Below are 18,067 nucleotides of genomic sequence, written 5' to 3'. Positions count from 1 at the left end.
GGCTTCAAAGAGAAGAAGGGGCGGAACATGATTGGCCGACTGATACTCACTTATCCCGAAGCGTCGCGCCGGGCGGGCGGTCTGTTGATCCTCGCCGTTGTTGCGGCGGTGCTCTATTCCATCGGGGTCAGCTCCGCCTGGATCGGCCGTGTCCTGCCATCCTCGACCGACTGGCTGAAGGAGAACCCGGCCCTCGGACGCATCGTTTCCTCGGTGCTGATCGCACTCATCATCGCTGCAAACTGGAAGGCGCTGCAACAGCTGCCGCGCCGCCAGCAGGTCATCGCCGTCTGGCTGGAGCTGTTCACGCTCCTGATGCTGTTCTTCTATTCCTTCGATCTTTCCTTCGCCTTCATCGCCAAGAAAGTCGGTTTTCTCATTACCCAGGGCGTGACGACGACGCTCTACATTTCGGCGATCTCGATCATCATCGCCACGATCATCGCGCTTGCCGGCGCCATCGCAAAGCTCTCCAGAAACGGCGTCGTCTACGGCCTGGCGACCTTCTATACCTCGCTCTTCCGCGGCCTGCCGCTGCTGATGCAGATCTACATCATCTATCTCGGCCTGCCGCAGGTGGGCTATGTCATCGGTGCCGTGCCGGCCGGCATTCTCGCCCTGTCGCTCTGCTACGGTGCCTACATGACGGAGATCTTCCGCGCCGGCATCCAGAGCATTGACCGCGGGCAGACGGAGGGCGCGACCGCGCTCGGTCTCAGCCCGGCGCAGACCATGACGCTCGTCATCCTGCCGCAGGCCATGCGCGTCATCATTCCGCCGACCGGCAACCAGTTCATCGCGATGCTCAAGGATTCCTCGCTCGTCTCCGTGGTCGGCGTCTGGGAAATCATGTATCTTGCGCGCACCCTAGGCCAGACCGAGTTCCGTCATATCGAGATGCTGATCACCGCCTCCATGATCTACTGGATCCTTTCGATCGGCCTGGAATATGCCCAGTCTCGCATCGAGGAAAGGTTCGGCCGTTTCAATGTCCGCTGAGGCATCCGTGGCAGAGAGCGACGGCGCGCCGGTCGTGCCGTCGAACGGGAAGGGCGCGTTGATCGTGCTCGTGGCGTTCTTCGTGTTTTCCGCGACCGATGCCATCGTCAAGATCATGGCCGGCACGATCCCGGCGCCGCAGGTGACGTTTCTCATCACGGTCGCGGCGCTGATCCTGCTTCTGGTCCACGCCCTTGCCACGGGGCGCGTTCGCCGCCTGATACCGCGCCAGCCGTCGCTCGCCTTCTGGCGCGCGCTTCTGTTGGCGCTCGATACGTTGTTGATCCACTACGCCTTTGCCAAGCTGCCCATGGCCGAGGCCTATCTCATCGCCTTCCTGACGCCGATCCTGGTCGCGATGCTGAGCTTTGTCTTTCTGGGCGAGCGGCTGTCGCGTATCGGTTGGGCCGGCGTTCTCATCGGCTTTGCCGGCGTCGCCGTGGCGTTGAAGCCGGGTGCCGCGCCGCTCAATGTCGGCCATCTCGCCGCCTTCGCATCGGCGGTCCTGTTTTCGCTGTCGCTGATCCTGCTGCGGCGGACCAAGCTGGCGGAGACGGATGAGGCGCTGGTCGCCAGCCTGCTGGTTGTCATGACGCCTGTCGCCTTTATCGTTGCGACCGTCTCGGGTGATTTGGTGCCGCTCGGCGTTCCCGATTTCGGCTTTGCGGTGGCGGGCGGTGTGCTCATGATCGTCGGCAATGCGCTGCTGGTGCGCGCCTTCCGGGTCGGCGAGGCCTCGGTGGTCGCGCCATTCCAGTACAGCCAGATCATCTGGGGTTGTCTCTACAGTCTCTTTCTCTTTTCGACGCCTATAGAGATACACACGCTGATGGGCGCCGCGATCATCATCTTCTCCGGCTGGCTCGTCCTGAAATAGCCGTCAGAGCGGCTTGGCCTCCTGCGGGAACCCGCCGACATGGGTGCAGGTCAGCGCCGCCTGGTCGCGCCCGGCGGCCAGGCAATCGGGGAGCGGCATTCCGGTGATGCGGGCCGCGAGAAAGCCGGCGATGAAGCTGTCGCCGGCACCGGTCGTATCGACCACTTCCACCGGGCGAATGCCCACCTCGAAATGATCCATCCCGTCGCTGACGAAAGACCCCTTGCTGCCGGCCGTGACGACGGCGAGCGGCACGCCATCGCCGAGCAGGCGACGGAGCTGCGCATCCACAGCACCGTTCTCGCTGCCCGCCGAGGCAAACGCGATGGCAAGGCCGCCGGTGCCGAGATTGGCGGGATCGGCATTCACGGAAACATCCTGGGAGACGCTGACGCCCGCAGCGGCAAGCGTGCGGCGCACCGCACCGCCATCGTCCATCCAGCCGATATGGACATGGTCCATGGTTTTCAGCACATCGATATCGGCCTCGTCCGGCCGATAGCCGGCGCAGACGCCGAAATCCTCATAGGCGAAGACACGCTCACCGGAGGCAAGAACATCGATCTCCGTATAGGCGGTGATGCCCGCTCGCTCCTTCAGATGCGTGACGTCGACGCCGTTTTGCATCAGCAGCGCGCGCGTCCACCGGCCGGCCTCGTCCGGGCCGACGGCGCCGAAGTAGAGCGATACCTGGCCGAGCCGTGCCAACTGCACGGCGACGTTCACCGCATTGCCGCCGACGAGCGACTTCGAGACAGGGGGCCGAAAGCGGTCGATACAATTGTCGCCGACGGCGGCGAAGCGGAGGTTCTTCATGCGGTTCTCTTCAGGGACGGCAAAGCCGCGAAGGCGGACAGGCGCATTCGCGGCTCTCAGGCTCTCACGTCAAGCCGGCGACTGCTGGCCGCTGATATCAGTAAGCGACGCGCTTGTAATAGCGGCGGGTCGTCAGCGGATGATTGCGCATGACCTCCAGATGCGCGCTGATGCGCTCCAGAACGGTCGCAAGCAGCATCGGCGAGATGAGGCCGCGCACTTCCGGCGAAATGCCGGGCAGGTCGAAGCCGGCGGTATCGAGCACCGTCAGCTTGTCCGTATAGCTCGGCGCGAAGTTCTCGACGCGTTCGGCCAGCGGGCGCAGGGCATCCTCGCCCTTGAACAGGATGACGCTCACGTTCTTGTCGACCAGTTCCAGCGTGCCGTGGAAGAAATCGGACGCATGGACCGGGCGGGTGCGGATCCACTGCATCTCCTCGAGAATGCACATGCCGTAGTAGAAGGCTTCCGGCCAGACATTGCCCGCGCCGGTGACGATGTGGAAATCCGAACCGGCGAGCACTGCGGCAAAGGCTTCCGCCTTCGGCTCATAGGCGCGCTTCACTTCGAGCAGCAGTTCCGGAAGGCGCGCGAGTTCGGCGACGATGGTATCGTGGTTATCGATCTCGCCGCGATACTTGAGGACGGCCAGCGCGACGAAAAGGGACTGGAGATAGAAGGATTCGCACGACGTGTCGTCTTCGGCGAAATTGACGAAGACATGGTCGCCACCCTTGCCGAGCGGCGTTTCCTCGTGGCCGACGAGCGTCAGAACCGTCGCGCCGATGTCCTTCAGCTTGGCGAGCAAGGCCACGCTTTCCTTCGTCGTGCCGGAAAGCGAGGGCATGACGACGATCGATTTGTCCGTGAGGTTCGCCGAGCCGGTGAGCACCAGTTCCGCCGGCATGTCGATGAAGGCGGGGAAACGCGAGCGGCGCTGCAGAAGTTGCGCTGCCGGCTGCATGAGGATCGCCGCGCCGCCCGTACCGAGGAAGAAGATGTTTTCAGCGCCACCTGCAAGGCAGGACGCGATCACCGTTTCAAGCCGCTTCTGCAGGCCGACAGCGCCCGACTGGATGCGCAGGAATCTCTGTTCGTCGAAGTTCAGCATGGACATGCCCTCATAGTCGTAGATTTCAATGTTGTAAGACAACTGACATCGTGGATGGTGAGTGTCAAGCCGATCGACGGAATTTTCATGGAGGCGGAAGCGTAACATATTGCACAAGGTTGCGGCTAACCGGGCGTCTACTTGACCACGCAGGATTTGTCAGACAAGAAAGGCGAGGCGACAACGACCAAACGAGGTATCCGGTGGAGGAGCCCCTTCGCGATTCACGCACCCTCGCTGTCCAGCTCAGGGACCGGATTGCCGATCTGATCAAGGACGAAGAGCTGAAGCCGGGCGACAAGCTGCCGACCGAAGCGCAGTTGACGCAGCGTTTCAAGATTTCACGCCCGGCGTTGCGCGAGGCGCTGAAGCTGCTCGAGCAGGACGATGTGATCTATGTCGAGCATGGTCGCGGCCGGTTCGTCTCGGCGCTGTCGGCGGTGCAGGTCGACCGGCCGATCACCGTCTTCGAGAGCGTCACCGACATGGCGCGCCACTACGGCTACCGGACGATCAACAAGGTGCTCTCGATGTCCGAGGAGGTGCCGGACAAGCGCGTGTCCGAAAGCCTGCGGCTCGGCCCCGGTGATCGCGTGATCCGCATCGAGCGCATCCGCCTGCACGATGACGAACCGATCCTCTACTGCATCGACTACGTGCCGCGCAGCATCATCCCCGGCCGGCTCTACGATATCGAATGGAGTGGCTCGCTGATGCAGATCCTCGAGGAGCACGCCAACCGCCCGCGCATGTCGGCGGCAAGCGTTTCGGCCGTGATGCTGCCGGACGATGTGGTCGAGCGGCATGGCCTCCGGGATTTCGGGCCGGCACTGCTCATCACCGAAACCTGTTTCAACGCTGCCGGCGTGCCGGTGAATTATGCGATCGACTACCATCGCGGCAGCCACTTCTCCTTCAGCCTGACCCGCAAGTAACGCGGCTGGCGAAAATATCCCGACAGAGGCAGACATGACGGATCAGACGACCCCAAGAGTAGCGCTTATTGCCGGCGGGGCCGGTGGCATGGGAGCTGCGATCGCCGCGCGGCTATCGTCGGAAGGTTATGCGGTGGCCATCGCCGACCTGGAATCCGAGCGGCTGACGGCAACCGTCGATACCCTCGCGGCCGGTGGCGGTGATGCGCTGGCCGTACCGCTCGACATGCGCCGGATCGCCTCCTGTGCCGCAGCGGTGGACGCTGTTCTGGCGTGGCGTGGTCGCCTCGATGTCGTCGTCAATTCCGCCGGTGTCTGGCGCGAGGGCGATAGCGTGACCATGACGGAAGCGGACTGGGACATCGTCTTCGACGTCAATCTCAAGGGCGCGTTCTTCCTCATCCAGGCGGCAATCCCGCATCTTGGCGCTGGCGCCTCCATCGTCAACATCGCCTCGGATGCCGGTCTCGTCGGCAACAATGGTGCCGCGATCTATTGCGCCTCGAAGGGCGGCCTGGTGCTGCTTACCAAGGCGCTGGCGCTGGAGCTCGCGCCGCGGCAGATCCGCGTCAATGCCGTCTGCCCCGGCGACGTCGCGACGCCGATGATCGAGTTCCAGGCCGAGCGTTATGGCGAGGGCGATCCCGACGGTTACAAGGCAAAGCTGCTGTCCAACTATCCGCAGCGGGCCGCCGCGCGCTTCATCAGGCCGGAAGAGATCGCCCGCATGGTGGCGTTCCTCTGCGAGCCGGATGGGGCGCCGATCACGGGTGCTGCGCTGTCCATCGATTTCGGCGTCACGGCCGGTTACTGAGGAGGCGCCCATGCCGCGCAAGACCGCGATCATTACCGGTGCCGGCGCCGCCGACGGCATCGGCTTTTCCTGCGCGAGAGGCCTCGCGGAGGAGGGGCTTCACGTCCACCTAGTCGCCACCAGCGATCGCATTTTCACGCGCGCCGAGGAACTGCGCGCATCGGGATTTGCCGCGACCGGCCATATCTGCGACCTCACCGATAAGGCGTCCGTCGAGCGTCTTCGCCAGGCGACAGGTCCGGCGGCAATTCTCGTCAACAATGCCGGCATGGGCAGCATTTCGCAGCCGGCGCTGCAGCGGGAATTCGTCGATCTGGAGGAAGCGGACTGGGATCGCGGCATCTCCGTCACCCTCAAGACGGCCTTCCTTGCCACACGCATCTACCTTCCGGACATGTATGCCGACGGCTACGGTCGTGTCGTCAATGTCGCCTCGGTGACCGGCCCCTATGTCGCCAATCCCGGTGAAACGGCCTATTCCGCCGCCAAGGCGGGCATGGTGGGCATGACGCATGCGCTGGCGCTCGAAGCCGGCCCGCGCGGTGTCACCGTCAATGCCGTCGCACCAGGATGGGTCGATACGGGTGCCTCCACCGAGGAGGAACGCCGGGCCGCACGGGCAACGCCCTGCGGGCGCGCCGGCACGCCGGCCGAGATGGCGGCTGCCGTCGTTTTCTTCGCTTCGCCAAAGGCGAGCTATATCAACGGTGCGGTGCTCGTCGTGGATGGTGGAAACATCCTGCAGGAACGCAAGGCGTAGGCGCAAGGCCGTTTCCTCCCGAAGCGTTTCGTACCATAGTGCGGCGGCATCAAACATGCGTCGTCCGTTCACCGGCGTCGCGACAATCCGAAGGTTTTGCCATGTACTCTCCCTGGCCCGAAGTCGGCACGCCGCTCGATCAGGTCGCAACCCCCATGCCGGTCATCGACGAGGACCGGCTTGCCGCCAATATCCGGCGCACGCAGGCCTATTGCGATCAGCACGGCAAGGCTTTCCGCCCGCATATCAAGACGCACAAGATCGTCGCGATCGCCGAGGCGCAACGCGCCGCCGGCGCGGTCGGCCTGAATTGCCAGAAGATCAGCGAGGCGGAAGTCTTCGCCGATACCGGCTTCGATGACATCCTGATCACCTACAACATCCTCGGCGCGGCAAAGTTGCGCCGCCTGCGCGCGCTGCATGAGCGTGTGGCGCATCTAGGGGTCGTCGCCGACAGCGCTGTTACTGTCGAGGGACTGGCGGGTACGTTCGATGCGGCGCGGCCGCTGACGGTGCTGGTCGAGTGCGATACGGGCGGCAAGCGTTGTGGCGTGCAGACGCCGGAGGCGGCCGCGGCGCTTGCGGAGACGATCTCGGCATCGCCGTCGCTGCGCTTCGGCGGTCTCCTGACCTATCCCGCACCCGGTGGCGCTGAGGCGATCGAAGCCTTCCTGTCGGGCACGATGGCACTGCTTGCGGCAAAGGGCATCGATTGTCCCGTCCGCTCCAGCGGCGGTTCGCCGGATCTCTTCAAGGCCCATCTCGTGCCGTCGGCGACGGAGCACCGCGCGGGAACCTATGTCTATAACGATCGCAGCATGGTGCGCGCCGGCCATTGCACCCGCGCCGACCTTGCCATGCATATCCTCGCCACCGTCGTGTCGCGCCCGGCGGAAAACCGCGCCGTGCTCGATACGGGTTCCAAGGCGCTGACCTCCGACCTGCTCGGTTTCACCGACTATGGCGAAATCGACGGCTTCGAGGCCGCGCGCATCGTCTCGCTGTCGGAGGAGCACGCGGTCGTCGATATCAGCGCTTACGGTGACAATTTTCCGCCGATCGGCAGTGTGGTGCGCATCGTGCCCAACCACACCTGCGTCGTCAGCAATCTTTTCGACCGCATGGTCTTCCACCGGGACGGCATCGTCACCCGCGTGGAGGATGTCGCCGCGCGCGGCACTGTCTGGTGAAGCACAAGCAAGGAGAACAGTCGATGGCTGACAATAACGCACCCTTCTTCATCGAGGACACGGACGAGAGCGAGATCTCCTCCGACACGACGGGTCTCGGCAACCTGCTCTTCACGACGCATATCCCGTTGCGCGCCGATGGCTCCATCGAGACCGGCGATATCAGGACCCAGAGCATCGCCACGCTGGAAAGCCTGAAGGCCTCGCTGGAAAAAGCCGGCAGCAGCCTGGCGGACGTCATGCACCTTACGATCTACCTGACCGATATCAACGAGCGCCCGGCTTTCAACGAGGTCTATTGCGCCTATTTCAAAAAACCGTATCCGGTCCGCTGTGCCGTCGGCGTCGCGGTACTTGCCGATCCCGACATGAAAGTGGAAGTGACGGCCATCGCCGCGCGCCGTAAGCCGGTCTGATGAGGTTGCAGCGCGCCGCCTCCATGCGGCGCGCTGTCCCGCACAGGGGGAGCGGCATGTGTCTCGTGCATTGAGCATATTTTCTATAAAAATAGTCAAATAAGAAAAGACGTGTCTGCTGCTTCGCGTTTTCCTTTGCTATCCCTAGGGGATATCCGGGGTCTCAAGCGGAGCGGACACGATGAATGCGCATATCGAAAATACCCTCTTCAACGATCGCAACGCGGCTGTGCTCGATCATCCCGCCGATGCCGATCATCTGAAGGCAGCGTTGCGCACGCTGGGCGGCGGCGTCAGCATCATCACGGCAGGCGAGGGCGAAACCCGCACGGGCGCTACCGTCACTTCGGCGACCGCGCTTTCCGTCGAGCCGGCGCGCATGCTCGTTTCGCTCAATCGCTCGTCCTCCACCTGGCCGGTCGTCGAGCGTTATGGCCATCTCGGCATCAACATCGTCGGCGCCGACCATGAGAGCCTCGCCAACCAGTTTGCCGGCCGCGGGGGCTTGCGCGGTCCCGACCGCTATCGCGGCGGCGAATGGACGACCGCCGTCAGCGGCGCACCGCTGCTCGTCGATGCGGTCGCGGCGATCGACTGCGTTGTCGAGGAGGCGATCGAACGGCACAGCCACGTCATCGTCATCGGTCGCGTCGTGGCCATCCGCATCGGCGCCGGCCATTCGCTGCTCTACCAGGACGGCCGCTACCACGACGTCACCGCACGATAGGCTTTGACCCCGTCCGTTGTGGCCGCTAGACGAACGTCATCCGGCCGCGAAGCGGGCTTTTGCCCCACGATCGGACTGAAGAGGCCTTTCGACGGGGGTTCCCATGACCGATCTTTTCGACGCTGCGCCGCGCACCGGCTCGATGCCGCTTGCCGCCGAGTTGCGGCCGGCAACTCTGGACGACGTGATCGGCCAGGAAAAGGTCATCGGTGAAGGGACCATGCTGCGCCGCCGCATCGCTGCCGGCCGGCTTGGCAGCATCATCCTCTATGGCCCGCCGGGGCTTGGAAAAACCTCCATCGCGCGCGCCATCGGCAATATGCTCGGCAAGAGTTTTCGCCCGCTGCACGCCGCGCACAACAATGTCGCGGATATCAGGAAGATCGCCGACGAGGCGCGCATGCGACCGACGCTGCTTTTCGCAGACGAGGTGCATCGCTTCAGCGCCACGCAGCAGGATCATCTGCTCGCGCTCTGCGAGGAGGGCGTCGCCGATTTCATCGGCGCCACGACCGGCAACCCCTATCACACGCTGACGCCCGCGCTCATCTCGCGCTCGACGATCCTCAAGCTGGAACCGCTCACCCTCCAGGAGATGGAGGAGGTGGTGCGCCGCGGCGTCAGGCATCTGGCAAGCCGGGGCATCGAGGTGCGGCTGGAGCCGGAGCAGCTGCGCCGCATCGCCGGCCGTTCCGGCGGCGACGCACGCCGGGCGCTGACGGTGCTCGAAAGCCTTGCCGTCGGCCATGCGCCCGATCGGCCGGTCGTCCTGACGGAGGCGATGGTGGAGGAGGCTTACGCGGCGGCACCCGTCAACCATGACCGCTCGGGCGACGCGCATTACGATGTCGTCTCCGCCTTCGTCAAATCCATGCGCGGCTCGGATCCCGATGCGACGCTCTACTGGCTCGCCCGGCTGATCCATGGCGGGGAGGACCCGCGCTACATCGCCCGCCGGATCATGATCCATGCGTCCGAGGACGTCGGCCTTGCCGACAATACCGCGCTCCAGACGGCGGTCGCGGCGCTGCATGCGGTGGAGAAGATCGGTTATCCCGAGGCGCAGATCATCCTGGCCCACGCCGCCCTGCATGTCGCCCGGGCGCCAAAATCAAATTCGGCCTGCCGCGGCATTTCGCTCGCGCTGGCCCATGTCGCGAACGAGCCGCCCTCGGCCGTGCCGATGCACCTGCGCGACGCACATTACAAGGGCGCGGCGGCACTCGGCCATGTCGGCTATGCCTTTCCGCATGACGACGGGCGCGGCTGGAGCGAGCAGGTCTATGCGCCCGACGTGCCGCGTGGCGCCTTCTATCAGAGTGACGCGCGCGACGCCGCGACCTTCGAGCGGCGTGCCGACGAGCACTGGGAACAGGTAATCGGCCGGCCGACGCCGGGCCGGTTCGGGGGAAAGCGATAACTGTTTAAAAACGGGATGTCTTACGCGCCGTTTGCGAGGCCGGCACGCACCCGGTTGACGACGGTCCAGGCCAGCAGCACGCAGGCCATGGGCTGGATATGCCATGTCCAGGCGGGCAGGGTGCCGAAGACGGCGACCAGCGCGCCGAGTGCCCCGAAGAGCAGCGCGCGGTCGCTCTTGCCCATCGGCCCCTCGTAGCTCCGCCCGTTGCCATGGGCGACGCCGAGCACGCCGGCAAATTCCGTGAGCGTCGCAAGAAAGATGATCGCCGTCAGCCAGGGCAGTGAAAACGGTGCGATGAGCGCGAAGGGCGCATAGAGCGCGGCATCCGACACCACGTCGGCGATCTCGTTGAGATAGCCGCCGAGCGCGCTCGTCTGGCCATGCTCGCGGGCAAGCATGCCGTCAATGGCATTGAACGCCATGCGCAGGACCATCCAGACTGGCACGAGCGCGAAGAGCGCAGGTTCGGGCCGGGCAAGCAGCAACGCACCGATGGCCACCGACACGACAGCAGCGACCAGCGTCACCTGGTTTGCGGTAAGCCCCATGGGCGCCAGCCGCCCGACCAGCGGGCGAAGCAGGGACTGGAAGGACGATTTCAGTTTATAGATCGACATCAATGCTCGAATCCGCTCGATTGCTTCGGCTGAAATGAATGTGCAATCGACGGGAAATCAACTGCAAATATAAGGCCTCATCCGTATAGGGTGAGGATGACATCTGCATGAGGGGATACAGCATGATCGAAAAGGCCTTTGCGAGCCATGACGGCGTGAAGCTTTTCTACCGCTTCTGGCCGGCCCGCTCCGGCACGGCAAAAGGCGCGATCGTGCTGCTCCATCGCGGCCACGAGCACAGCGGTCGCGTCGCCCATATCGCCGAAGAACTGGGCCTCGACGATTTCGACTTCTACGCCTGGGATGCCCGCGGCCACGGCCGTTCGCCCGGTGAGCGCGGCCATTCGCCGTCCTTCGCTCATTCGGTGTGCGACCTCGATTGTTTCGTGCGTCATATCAGGGAAACCGGCGGTTTTGCCATGGATCAGGTCGTTGTCCTGGCGCAGAGCGTCGGCGCGGTGCTGGCCTCGACCTGGGTGCATGACTATGCGCCCGATATCCGCGCGCTGGTGCTCGCCTCGCCCGCCTTCAGCGTCAAGCTCTACGTGCCCTTCGCCAGGGAGGGTATCGCGCTCTGGCAGAAGCTGAAGGGCACGTTCTTCGTCAATTCCTACGTCAAGGCGCGTTTCCTGACGCACGACCCCGAACGCATAGCCTCCTTCGAGGCCGATCCGCTGATCACCCGCCCCATCGCCTCCAACATCCTGCTGGAGCTTTACGAAGCCGCAGACCGTGTGGTGGCGGATGCGCGCGCCATCACCGTGCCGACGCAGCTCCTCATTTCCGGCAGCGATTTCGTCGTGCGCCACGCCCCGCAGCACCGCTTTTTCGAAAACCTCGGCGGCACGATCAAGGAGCGCCACGTGCTGCCCGGTTTCTTCCACGACACGCTCGGCGAGCGGGACCGGTCCAAGGCGCTGGAGAAGGTGCGCACCTTCATCCTGGCGCGTTTCGCCGAGCCGCCCGTCGTCGCGGATGTCCGCCGCGCGCATCTCTCGGGCTATACCCGAGACGAGGCCGACCGACTGGCGACGCCGCTTTCGCTCTTCTCTCCACGCGGCCTCTACTGGGCGATGACGCGTGCCTCGATCCGGTTTGGCGGGCTGTTTTCCAAGGGCATCGCGACGGGCGTGCGCACCGGCTTCGATTCCGGCTCGACGCTGGACTATGTCTATGAGGACGAGGCGCGCGGGCTGGGCCCCGGCGGGCGGCTGATCGACCGGCAATTCCTCGAGGCGATCGGTTGGCGCGGCATCCGTCAACGGAAGGTGCATCTGGAGGAGCTGATCGGCAAGGCGCTGAAGCGCCTCAAGGGCGAGGAAAAACCGCTGCGCGTGCTCGATATCGCGGCCGGCCATGGACGTTACGTGCTCGATGCGGTGGCCGTATCCGAGCCAAGGCCCGACAGCATCCGCCTGCAGGATTATTCGCCAGTCAATGTGGAAAAGGGCACCGCGCTGATCGCCGAACGCGGTCTTCAGGATATCGCCGCCTTTCATCGCGCCGACGCCTTCGACACCGAGGGATTGGCGGCCATCGAGCCGCGGCCGACGCTCGCCATCGTCTCCGGCCTGTACGAACTGTTTCCGGACAATGCCCAGATCGAGGCCTCGCTCGCGGGCCTCTCGCGGGCGCTGGAGCCCGGATCGCTTCTCATCTACACCGGCCAGCCCTGGCATCCGCAGCTCGAGATGATCGCGCGTGCGCTCACCTCCCACCGTGGTGGCGAGGCCTGGATCATGCGCCGTCGCACACAGCAGGAGATGGACCAGCTCGTTGCCGCCGCCGGCTTCCGCAAGATCGAGCAACGCATCGATATCTGGGGCATTTTCACCGTCTCGCTGGCCGAGCGTATCTGAGGTCGCAATGGGGGAGGGGGTTGTTTCCGTGTCGACTGTCGATCGCCGTGCGGTTCTGCGCGCGGCGATGCTCTGGCTCGCCTTTCTCGCACCGTTCTTCTACCTGACCTATGGCGTGGCGAACTGGCTGGCTTCCCAGCGCGCCGATGTGCCGAATCTCGCCTTCGGCTGGGAGCGGCATATTCCCTTCCTCGCATGGACCATCGTTCCCTACTGGTCGATCAACGCCTTCTATGCCCTGTCGCTCTTCGTCAACGAGACGCCCGAGGCGGTCGGGCGCCTCGCACGGCGCTATCTGACCGCCCAGGTCGTTGCCGTCACCTGCTTCGTCGTCTTTCCGCTGCAGGCGATCTTCGTGCGGCCGGAGACGGATGGGCTGCCCGGCTTCATGTTCGATGTGCTCGGCGGCTTCGACAAACCGTTCAACCAGGCGCCCTCGCTGCATATCGCGCTGCTCGTCATCATCTGGGACCATTGGCAACGCCGGCTGCGCGGGGTGGCGCTTGCTCTCTGGCATGCATGGGCCTTGCTGATCGGCCTGTCGGTGCTCACGACCTGGCAGCACCATGTCATCGATATTCCCACAGGTGCGCTGCTCGGCCTCTTCGCGCTCTGGCTTTTTCCGGCAGACGGCCCACCGCCGCTCGCCGGTTTTCGCCTGACAGGAGACGTCAAGGCAAGGCGGCTTGCGATCTACTACGCTGCCGGTGCGGTGGGCCTCCTGCTGCTGACCGCGCTGGCGACACGGGATTCCGGCGCCGGCCTTCTCCTTCTCTGGCCGGCTCTGGCGCTCGCCATCGTCGCCCTCGGCTATGCCGGTGCGGGTCCCCGCGTCTTCCAGAAACAGGCGGATGGCCGCATCAGTCTTGCCAGTCGCTGGCTGTTTTGGCCCTATCGGCTCGGTGCGCGGCTGAATGTTCTCTGGTGGACACGAAAGCTTGCCCCTGCCGTCGAGCTTGCGGACGGGGTCTTTCTCGGTCGCGCCCCGCGAGGCTCCGAGCTTTCGACCTATGTGGCCGTCATCGATATGACGGCGGAAATGCCTGCCATCGCGGCACCCGGCCTGGCCTGGCATGCCTTTCCGTCCATGGACCTGTTGCCGGTCGAAACGGGGCGCATCCGCGAGGCGGCGCTTGCCGCTGCGGCGGCCAGCCAGCACGGTCCGGTCCTCATCTGCTGCGCGCTCGGGTTCCAGCGCAGCGCCGCCGTTGCCGCCTGCTGGCTGGTCCGCTCGGGGTTGGCTGCGAATGCCGCGATCGCAGGCGAACGGATCAAGGCGGCGGGGCGTCCCGTGCATCTGCGGCTTGAAACCTTTGCCGCCATCGACGAGGCGGCGCGATGAGCGACTGGAAGACGGTCACGGGCGATGTCGCCGGGCGATTGCGTCGCAACGGCCTTGCCGGCGGCGCTTTAGCGCTGCTGGTCCTCGCCATCGCTCCCCCGACCGCCGGTGCCGAGGGTTTTGCCGGGCCGCTCGCCTGGTGGCTGTTGCTCGCCTTCTGCCTCCTGCCGCTCGCCGTCTCCGTTCATCTTCTCTTCGATGCCGCGCTGTTCCGCCTCGCCGCGTCCCATGACGACGAGGCGACAGGGCTTGCCGCGATCGACGATGTGCTCGCCCGCATGGGGCTGCGCTCCCCGAGCCCTGTCCCGCCGCCGTTGACCGGCCGGCTTGCCGGATGCCGCCGGCTTGTCCGGTTGCAGCGCCTATCGCTGGCAATCGGCGTCGCGCTCTATCTCGTCCTGTTCCTCGATATGGCGGCAGGAGGGGACATGTGATGGCGAACGGCGCATCCCTTCTGCAAACGGCGGCCGGCGCCGTGCTGGCGGGACTTTCCCGCGCGGTGACGGGTGTGAGGCCGATCTGGGCCGGCACCGGACCGAACGGCCGGCAGCGGATCTATTTCGCCAACCATGCCAGCCACGGCGATTTCATCCTCGTCTCGACCTGCCTTACACCGCCCGAGCGGGCCCGCACCGCCGCCGTCGCCGGCGCGGACTACTGGAATGCCGGCGTTGCCAGGCGCTTCGTCGCCGGCCGGCTTCTGCGCACCGTGCTCGTCGAGCGCAACTGGGTGGAGCGCACCGCCGATCCCATGCAGGTGATGCTCTCGGCGCTCGATGCCGGCCAGTCGCTCATCTTCTTTCCCGAGGGGACGCGCAACATGACGGAGGAGCCTTTGCTGCGCTTCCGCTCCGGCCTCTACAATCTTGCCTGCGCCAGGCCGGACGTGGAACTCGTGCCCTGCTGGATCGAGAACATGTCGCGCGTGTTGCCGAAAGGCGCCGTGCTGCCGATCCCGCTGCTCTGCCGCGTCGTGTTCGGCACGCCCGTTGCGCTGGAGGAGGGCGAAGACCGCAAGGTCTTCCTCGAGCGCGCCCGAAACGCTCTCCTCACGCTCGCGCCCAACAAGGATGGAACACGCCGATGAGCGACGACACCACGCGTCTTTTTCTGGGCCTCGTCGCCGTGCTCACCACGGCAAGCCTCGTCGCGGGCGTGCTCTCCTTCCGCAGCCCGACGCCGCTGCCGGCGACGCTCGAAAACCTCAATGCGCGCATAAAGGCCTGGTGGGTCATGGTCGCGGGCATCAGCGTCGCCTTCCTGTTCGGTACCGGCGGCGTGATCCTGCTCTTCGCCTTCGTCTCTTTCGCCGCCTTGCGCGAATATGTGACGCTCACCAACACGCGCCTTGCCGACCGCTGGACGCTGCTGGGCATGTTCCTGATCATCGTCCCCACGCAATACTACCTGATCTGGATCGACTGGTACGGCCTCTATTCGATCTTCATCCCCGTCTACTGCTTCCTCGCCATGCCGGCGCTGACCGCGATCCGCGGCGACACGTCCCGCTTTCTCGAACGGGTCAGCGAGCAGCAATGGGGCATCATGCTCTCCGTCTACTGCATCAGTCATGTGCCGGCGCTGGTGACGCTGCCCATTCCCGGCAACGAGGGGCGCGGCCTGCTGCTGATCGCCTTCCTGATCGCGACGGTGCAGGGCAGCGATGTGCTGCAATACATCTTCGGAAAGCTCTTCGGGCGCCACAAGATCGCACCCAATGTTTCGCCGTCCAAAACGTGGGAAGGTCTGATCGGCGGTATCGTGAGCGCATCGGCGCTCGGCGCCGGCCTCTACTGGCTCACACCCTTTTCGCCTGTCGAAGCGGGGGTGCTCGCCGGCCTTGCCTGTATCATGGGCTTCTTCGGCGGCCTTGTCGCGTCCGCGATCAAGCGCGACCGCGGCGTCAAGGACTGGGGCCACCTGATCGAGGGCCATGGCGGCATGCTCGACCGTGCCGACAGCCTCGTCTTCGCGGCCCCCGTCTTCTTCCACATCGTGCGGTATGCCTGGACGTGACGGAGGAAGCCGTCTGGAAATGTTAACCATCGCCGCTATCCTGATATTAGGAAGTTGTGCGCATCCTTGATTCTCGTCTGGCGTGCGAATTTCGATGGATAACATACTTGACGTGTGTGTCCGCCGCCCGCCTCGGGGGTGTCTTGGATGCGTGTCCTCTCGTGCTTCGTTGCGGCACACAATCTCTGGCTTGTTCTGCTGGCGCTTCTCGTCGGCATTGCCGGCAGCTGGGTGACATTCCGCCTGTTCCGCCAGGCGCAGGCGCGCAGGGGCCGCCAGCGGGCCGGATGGATCCTGCTCGCCTCGCAGGCCGCGGGGTCCTCGATCTGGTGCATGCATTTCATTGCTGTCGTCGCCTATGATGCCGGGGCGGCTTTCACCTTCGATCCCGCCTGGACGATGGTCTCGCTTTTCGTCGCCGTTGCGGGCTGCGCCTATGGGTTGTGGATTGCGCTTTCGAACCGCCTGCGCGCCGCGCCGGAGCTGGGCGGCGCGGTGGTGGGTCTTGCCATCGCGGCCATGCATTACAGCGGTATGCTCGCGTTCCACATCGAAGGCCTGATCGAATGGAAGGCCGGTTACATCCTGCTCTCGCTCGTCTTCGCCGTGTTCTTCGGCGTGCTCACATTGCGCCAGGCGGTGCGGCCCTTCGTCCGTGATGGCGGCTATCTCGTGGTCGGGCTTTTCGTGCTTGCGGTCGTCAGCCTGCATTTTACCGGCATGGCGGCCTTTGCGGTCACGCCCATTGCAGCGGGTGGCGAGTCGATATCCTCTGCGCTTGCCGCCTTTGCTGTCGTCGGCGTCGGCATGCTGGTGGCCGGCTCCGGCGTCATCAGCTATCTGCTCGACGAGCAGGCCTCGCAGGAAACCCTGCGGCGTCTCGAGCATCTTGCCCTGCACGACGCGCTGACGGGCCTTGCCAACCGCCCACGCGCGCTTGCCCATCTCGACAGCACGTTTGTGCAGGCGGACAAGAGCGGCGAGAAGGTCGCGGTCATCGGGGTCGACCTCGACCGCTTCAAGGAAATCAACGACGTCTATGGCCACAAGACCGGTGACGATGTGCTGGTAACGATCGGCGGCCGGCTGGAGGCGCTTCTGCGCGAGGACGAGTTCGTGGCGCGCATCGGCGGCGACGAGTTCATGGCGGTGAAGCGCTTTTCGGACCGCGTCGCCCTCGACAGTTTTCTCGCCCGGCTCGATTGCGCGCTCAGCATGCCGGTTTCCGTTGCCGGAAGCGCCCTGCCGAGCACGGCGAGCATCGGCGTTGCGATCTATCCGGACGACGGGGCCGATCGCGAGATGCTGATCTGTCATGCGGATATGGCGATGTACCAATCCAAACACGATCTTTCCCGCCGCATCTCCTTCTACGATCAGGCGATGGAACGGGCGACGCTTGAGCGTTTCGGGCTTGCGCAGGATCTCGGCCGCGCGCTCGATCTTGGCCAGTTCGCATTGCATTACCAGGTGCAGAAGGACGTCGCCTCGGGAAAAATCGTCGGTTACGAAGCATTGCTGCGCTGGAACCATCCGCTTCAGGGCAGCATTTCACCAGCCGTCTTCATTCCGATCGCCGAGGAGACGGGCCATATCCTGGCGATCGGCGAATGGGTGCTGCGCACCGCCTGCGCCGAGGCCGCCGCCTGGGAGGCACCGCACAAGGTCGCCGTCAACCTTTCGCCCGTTCAGGTCATCAACGCGGATATTCCAGGCCTGCTGCGCGCGGTTCTCGTGGAGACTGGCTTGTCGCCGAAGCGGCTCGACCTCGAGATCACCGAATCGACCTTCATCGCCGATAAGGCGAAGGCACTGCGTGTGCTCCGCCAGGTCAAGGCGCTCGGCGTTTCCCTGTCGATCGACGATTTCGGCGTCGGCTATTCCTCCTTCGACACGTTGCGCTCCTTTCCCTTCGACAAGATCAAGCTCGACGGCTGCTTCACGCGCGATGCGGACCGCAGCTCCGAGGCGCGGGCGATTCTGCGCTCCGTGCTCGCGCTTGGCCGCAGCCTCGGCATTCCCGTTCTTGCCGAGGGCGTGGAAACGGCCGAGCAACTGGCGCGGCTGCGCGACGAGGGCTGTGCAGAGGCGCAAGGTTATTATCTTGGAAAACCGATGCCGATGGAGCGGGTGCGACCCCTCGCCAGACGCTCGGGTTAGACATT

18 protein-coding genes are annotated in these 18,067 nt (G+C 64.8%); 15 read left to right on the top strand and 3 right to left on the bottom strand.

What is annotated here, in order from left to right; all coding sequences use genetic code 11:
• Positions 1 to 27 precede the first annotated feature (27 nt).
• Positions 28 to 999 (top strand): amino acid ABC transporter permease, encoded by a 972-nt coding sequence (locus MUO32_RS02460; RefSeq protein ID WP_257946640.1) that lies wholly within the window; start codon positions 28 to 30, stop codon positions 997 to 999.
• Positions 1,000 to 1,006: 7 nt separating this feature from the next.
• Positions 1,007 to 1,876, top strand: a complete 870-nt coding sequence (locus MUO32_RS02455; protein ID WP_257946639.1) for a DMT family transporter — start codon at positions 1,007 to 1,009, stop codon at positions 1,874 to 1,876.
• Positions 1,877 to 1,879: 3 nt separating this feature from the next.
• Here MUO32_RS02455 and MUO32_RS02450 read toward each other — a convergent pair whose 3' ends face one another.
• Together MUO32_RS02450 and MUO32_RS02445 are read right to left on the bottom strand one after the other, a co-directional pair.
• Positions 1,880 to 2,692 (bottom strand): PfkB family carbohydrate kinase, encoded by an 813-nt coding sequence (locus tag MUO32_RS02450; RefSeq protein ID WP_257946638.1) that lies wholly within the window; start codon positions 2,690 to 2,692, stop codon positions 1,880 to 1,882.
• A 97-nt stretch (positions 2,693 to 2,789) separates the two neighbouring features.
• Positions 2,790 to 3,803: an SIS domain-containing protein gene (locus MUO32_RS02445; protein ID WP_257947154.1), complete on the bottom strand. Its 1,014-nt coding sequence runs from the start codon at positions 3,801 to 3,803 to the stop codon at positions 2,790 to 2,792.
• A gap of 203 nt (positions 3,804 to 4,006) precedes the next feature.
• On the opposite strand from MUO32_RS02445, the gene MUO32_RS02440 reads away from it, so the two are divergent.
• From MUO32_RS02440 to MUO32_RS02410, 7 genes are all read left to right on the top strand, one after another.
• Positions 4,007 to 4,738, top strand: coding sequence for a GntR family transcriptional regulator (locus MUO32_RS02440; protein WP_257946637.1), 732 nt, complete (start codon positions 4,007 to 4,009; stop codon positions 4,736 to 4,738).
• 34 nt (positions 4,739 to 4,772) lie between these two features.
• Positions 4,773 to 5,552 carry an SDR family NAD(P)-dependent oxidoreductase gene (locus tag MUO32_RS02435; RefSeq protein WP_257946636.1) on the top strand — a complete coding sequence of 260 codons (780 nt, stop codon included), beginning with the start codon at positions 4,773 to 4,775 and terminating at the stop codon, positions 5,550 to 5,552.
• 10 nt (positions 5,553 to 5,562) lie between these two features.
• Entirely contained in the window at positions 5,563 to 6,312 is a 750-nt protein-coding gene (locus MUO32_RS02430) for an SDR family NAD(P)-dependent oxidoreductase (RefSeq protein ID WP_257946635.1), read from the top strand.
• A gap of 101 nt (positions 6,313 to 6,413) precedes the next feature.
• A complete protein-coding gene (locus tag MUO32_RS02425) occupies positions 6,414 to 7,502 on the top strand; it encodes a D-TA family PLP-dependent enzyme (protein ID WP_257946634.1) in 1,089 nt (362 codons plus the stop codon).
• 23 nt (positions 7,503 to 7,525) lie between these two features.
• Positions 7,526 to 7,918: a RidA family protein gene (locus tag MUO32_RS02420; protein ID WP_257946633.1), complete on the top strand. Its 393-nt coding sequence runs from the start codon at positions 7,526 to 7,528 to the stop codon at positions 7,916 to 7,918.
• Between the two features lie 181 nt (positions 7,919 to 8,099).
• Entirely contained in the window at positions 8,100 to 8,645 is a 546-nt protein-coding gene (locus MUO32_RS02415; RefSeq protein WP_257946632.1) for a flavin reductase family protein, read from the top strand.
• A 103-nt stretch (positions 8,646 to 8,748) separates the two neighbouring features.
• Positions 8,749 to 10,065, top strand: a complete 1,317-nt coding sequence (locus MUO32_RS02410) for a replication-associated recombination protein A (protein ID WP_257946631.1) — start codon at positions 8,749 to 8,751, stop codon at positions 10,063 to 10,065.
• Positions 10,066 to 10,085: 20 nt separating this feature from the next.
• Here MUO32_RS02410 and MUO32_RS02405 read toward each other — a convergent pair whose 3' ends face one another.
• Positions 10,086 to 10,685: a CDP-alcohol phosphatidyltransferase family protein gene (locus MUO32_RS02405; RefSeq protein ID WP_257946630.1), complete on the bottom strand. Its 600-nt coding sequence runs from the start codon at positions 10,683 to 10,685 to the stop codon at positions 10,086 to 10,088.
• A gap of 122 nt (positions 10,686 to 10,807) precedes the next feature.
• Between MUO32_RS02405 and MUO32_RS02400 the strand changes: the two genes are divergently transcribed.
• The 6 genes from MUO32_RS02400 to MUO32_RS02375 all read left to right on the top strand — a co-directional run bounded on the left by MUO32_RS02400 (position 10,808) and on the right by MUO32_RS02375 (position 18,062).
• Complete coding sequence (locus MUO32_RS02400) at positions 10,808 to 12,544, top strand: bifunctional alpha/beta hydrolase/class I SAM-dependent methyltransferase (protein WP_257946629.1); 1,737 nt, start codon at positions 10,808 to 10,810, stop codon at positions 12,542 to 12,544.
• A 7-nt stretch (positions 12,545 to 12,551) separates the two neighbouring features.
• Positions 12,552 to 13,886 carry a phosphatase PAP2/dual specificity phosphatase family protein gene (locus MUO32_RS02395; RefSeq protein ID WP_257946628.1) on the top strand — a complete coding sequence of 445 codons (1,335 nt, stop codon included), beginning with the start codon at positions 12,552 to 12,554 and terminating at the stop codon, positions 13,884 to 13,886.
• Complete coding sequence (locus tag MUO32_RS02390) at positions 13,883 to 14,320, top strand: hypothetical protein (RefSeq protein ID WP_257946627.1); 438 nt, start codon at positions 13,883 to 13,885, stop codon at positions 14,318 to 14,320. Before MUO32_RS02395 ends, MUO32_RS02390 begins: the two co-directional genes overlap by 4 nt.
• The gene (locus tag MUO32_RS02385) at positions 14,320 to 14,973 is read left to right on the top strand and encodes a lysophospholipid acyltransferase family protein (RefSeq protein WP_257946626.1); all 654 of its coding nucleotides are present in this window, start codon (positions 14,320 to 14,322) and stop codon (positions 14,971 to 14,973) included. The genes MUO32_RS02390 and MUO32_RS02385 overlap by 1 nt, the downstream gene beginning before the upstream one ends.
• Entirely contained in the window at positions 14,970 to 15,902 is a 933-nt protein-coding gene (locus MUO32_RS02380) for a phosphatidate cytidylyltransferase (RefSeq protein WP_257946625.1), read from the top strand. The genes MUO32_RS02385 and MUO32_RS02380 overlap by 4 nt, the downstream gene beginning before the upstream one ends.
• A gap of 147 nt (positions 15,903 to 16,049) precedes the next feature.
• A complete protein-coding gene (locus tag MUO32_RS02375; RefSeq protein ID WP_257946624.1) occupies positions 16,050 to 18,062 on the top strand; it encodes a bifunctional diguanylate cyclase/phosphodiesterase in 2,013 nt (670 codons plus the stop codon).
• The last annotated feature ends 5 nt before the right edge of the window (positions 18,063 to 18,067 follow it).

The organism is Shinella sp. CPCC 101442 (assembly GCF_024704725.1).
Taxonomy (GTDB): domain Bacteria; phylum Pseudomonadota; class Alphaproteobacteria; order Rhizobiales; family Rhizobiaceae; genus Shinella.
The sequence above is the reverse complement of the archived record's forward strand: the minus strand, read 5'-3'. Positions and strand labels throughout refer to the sequence as shown.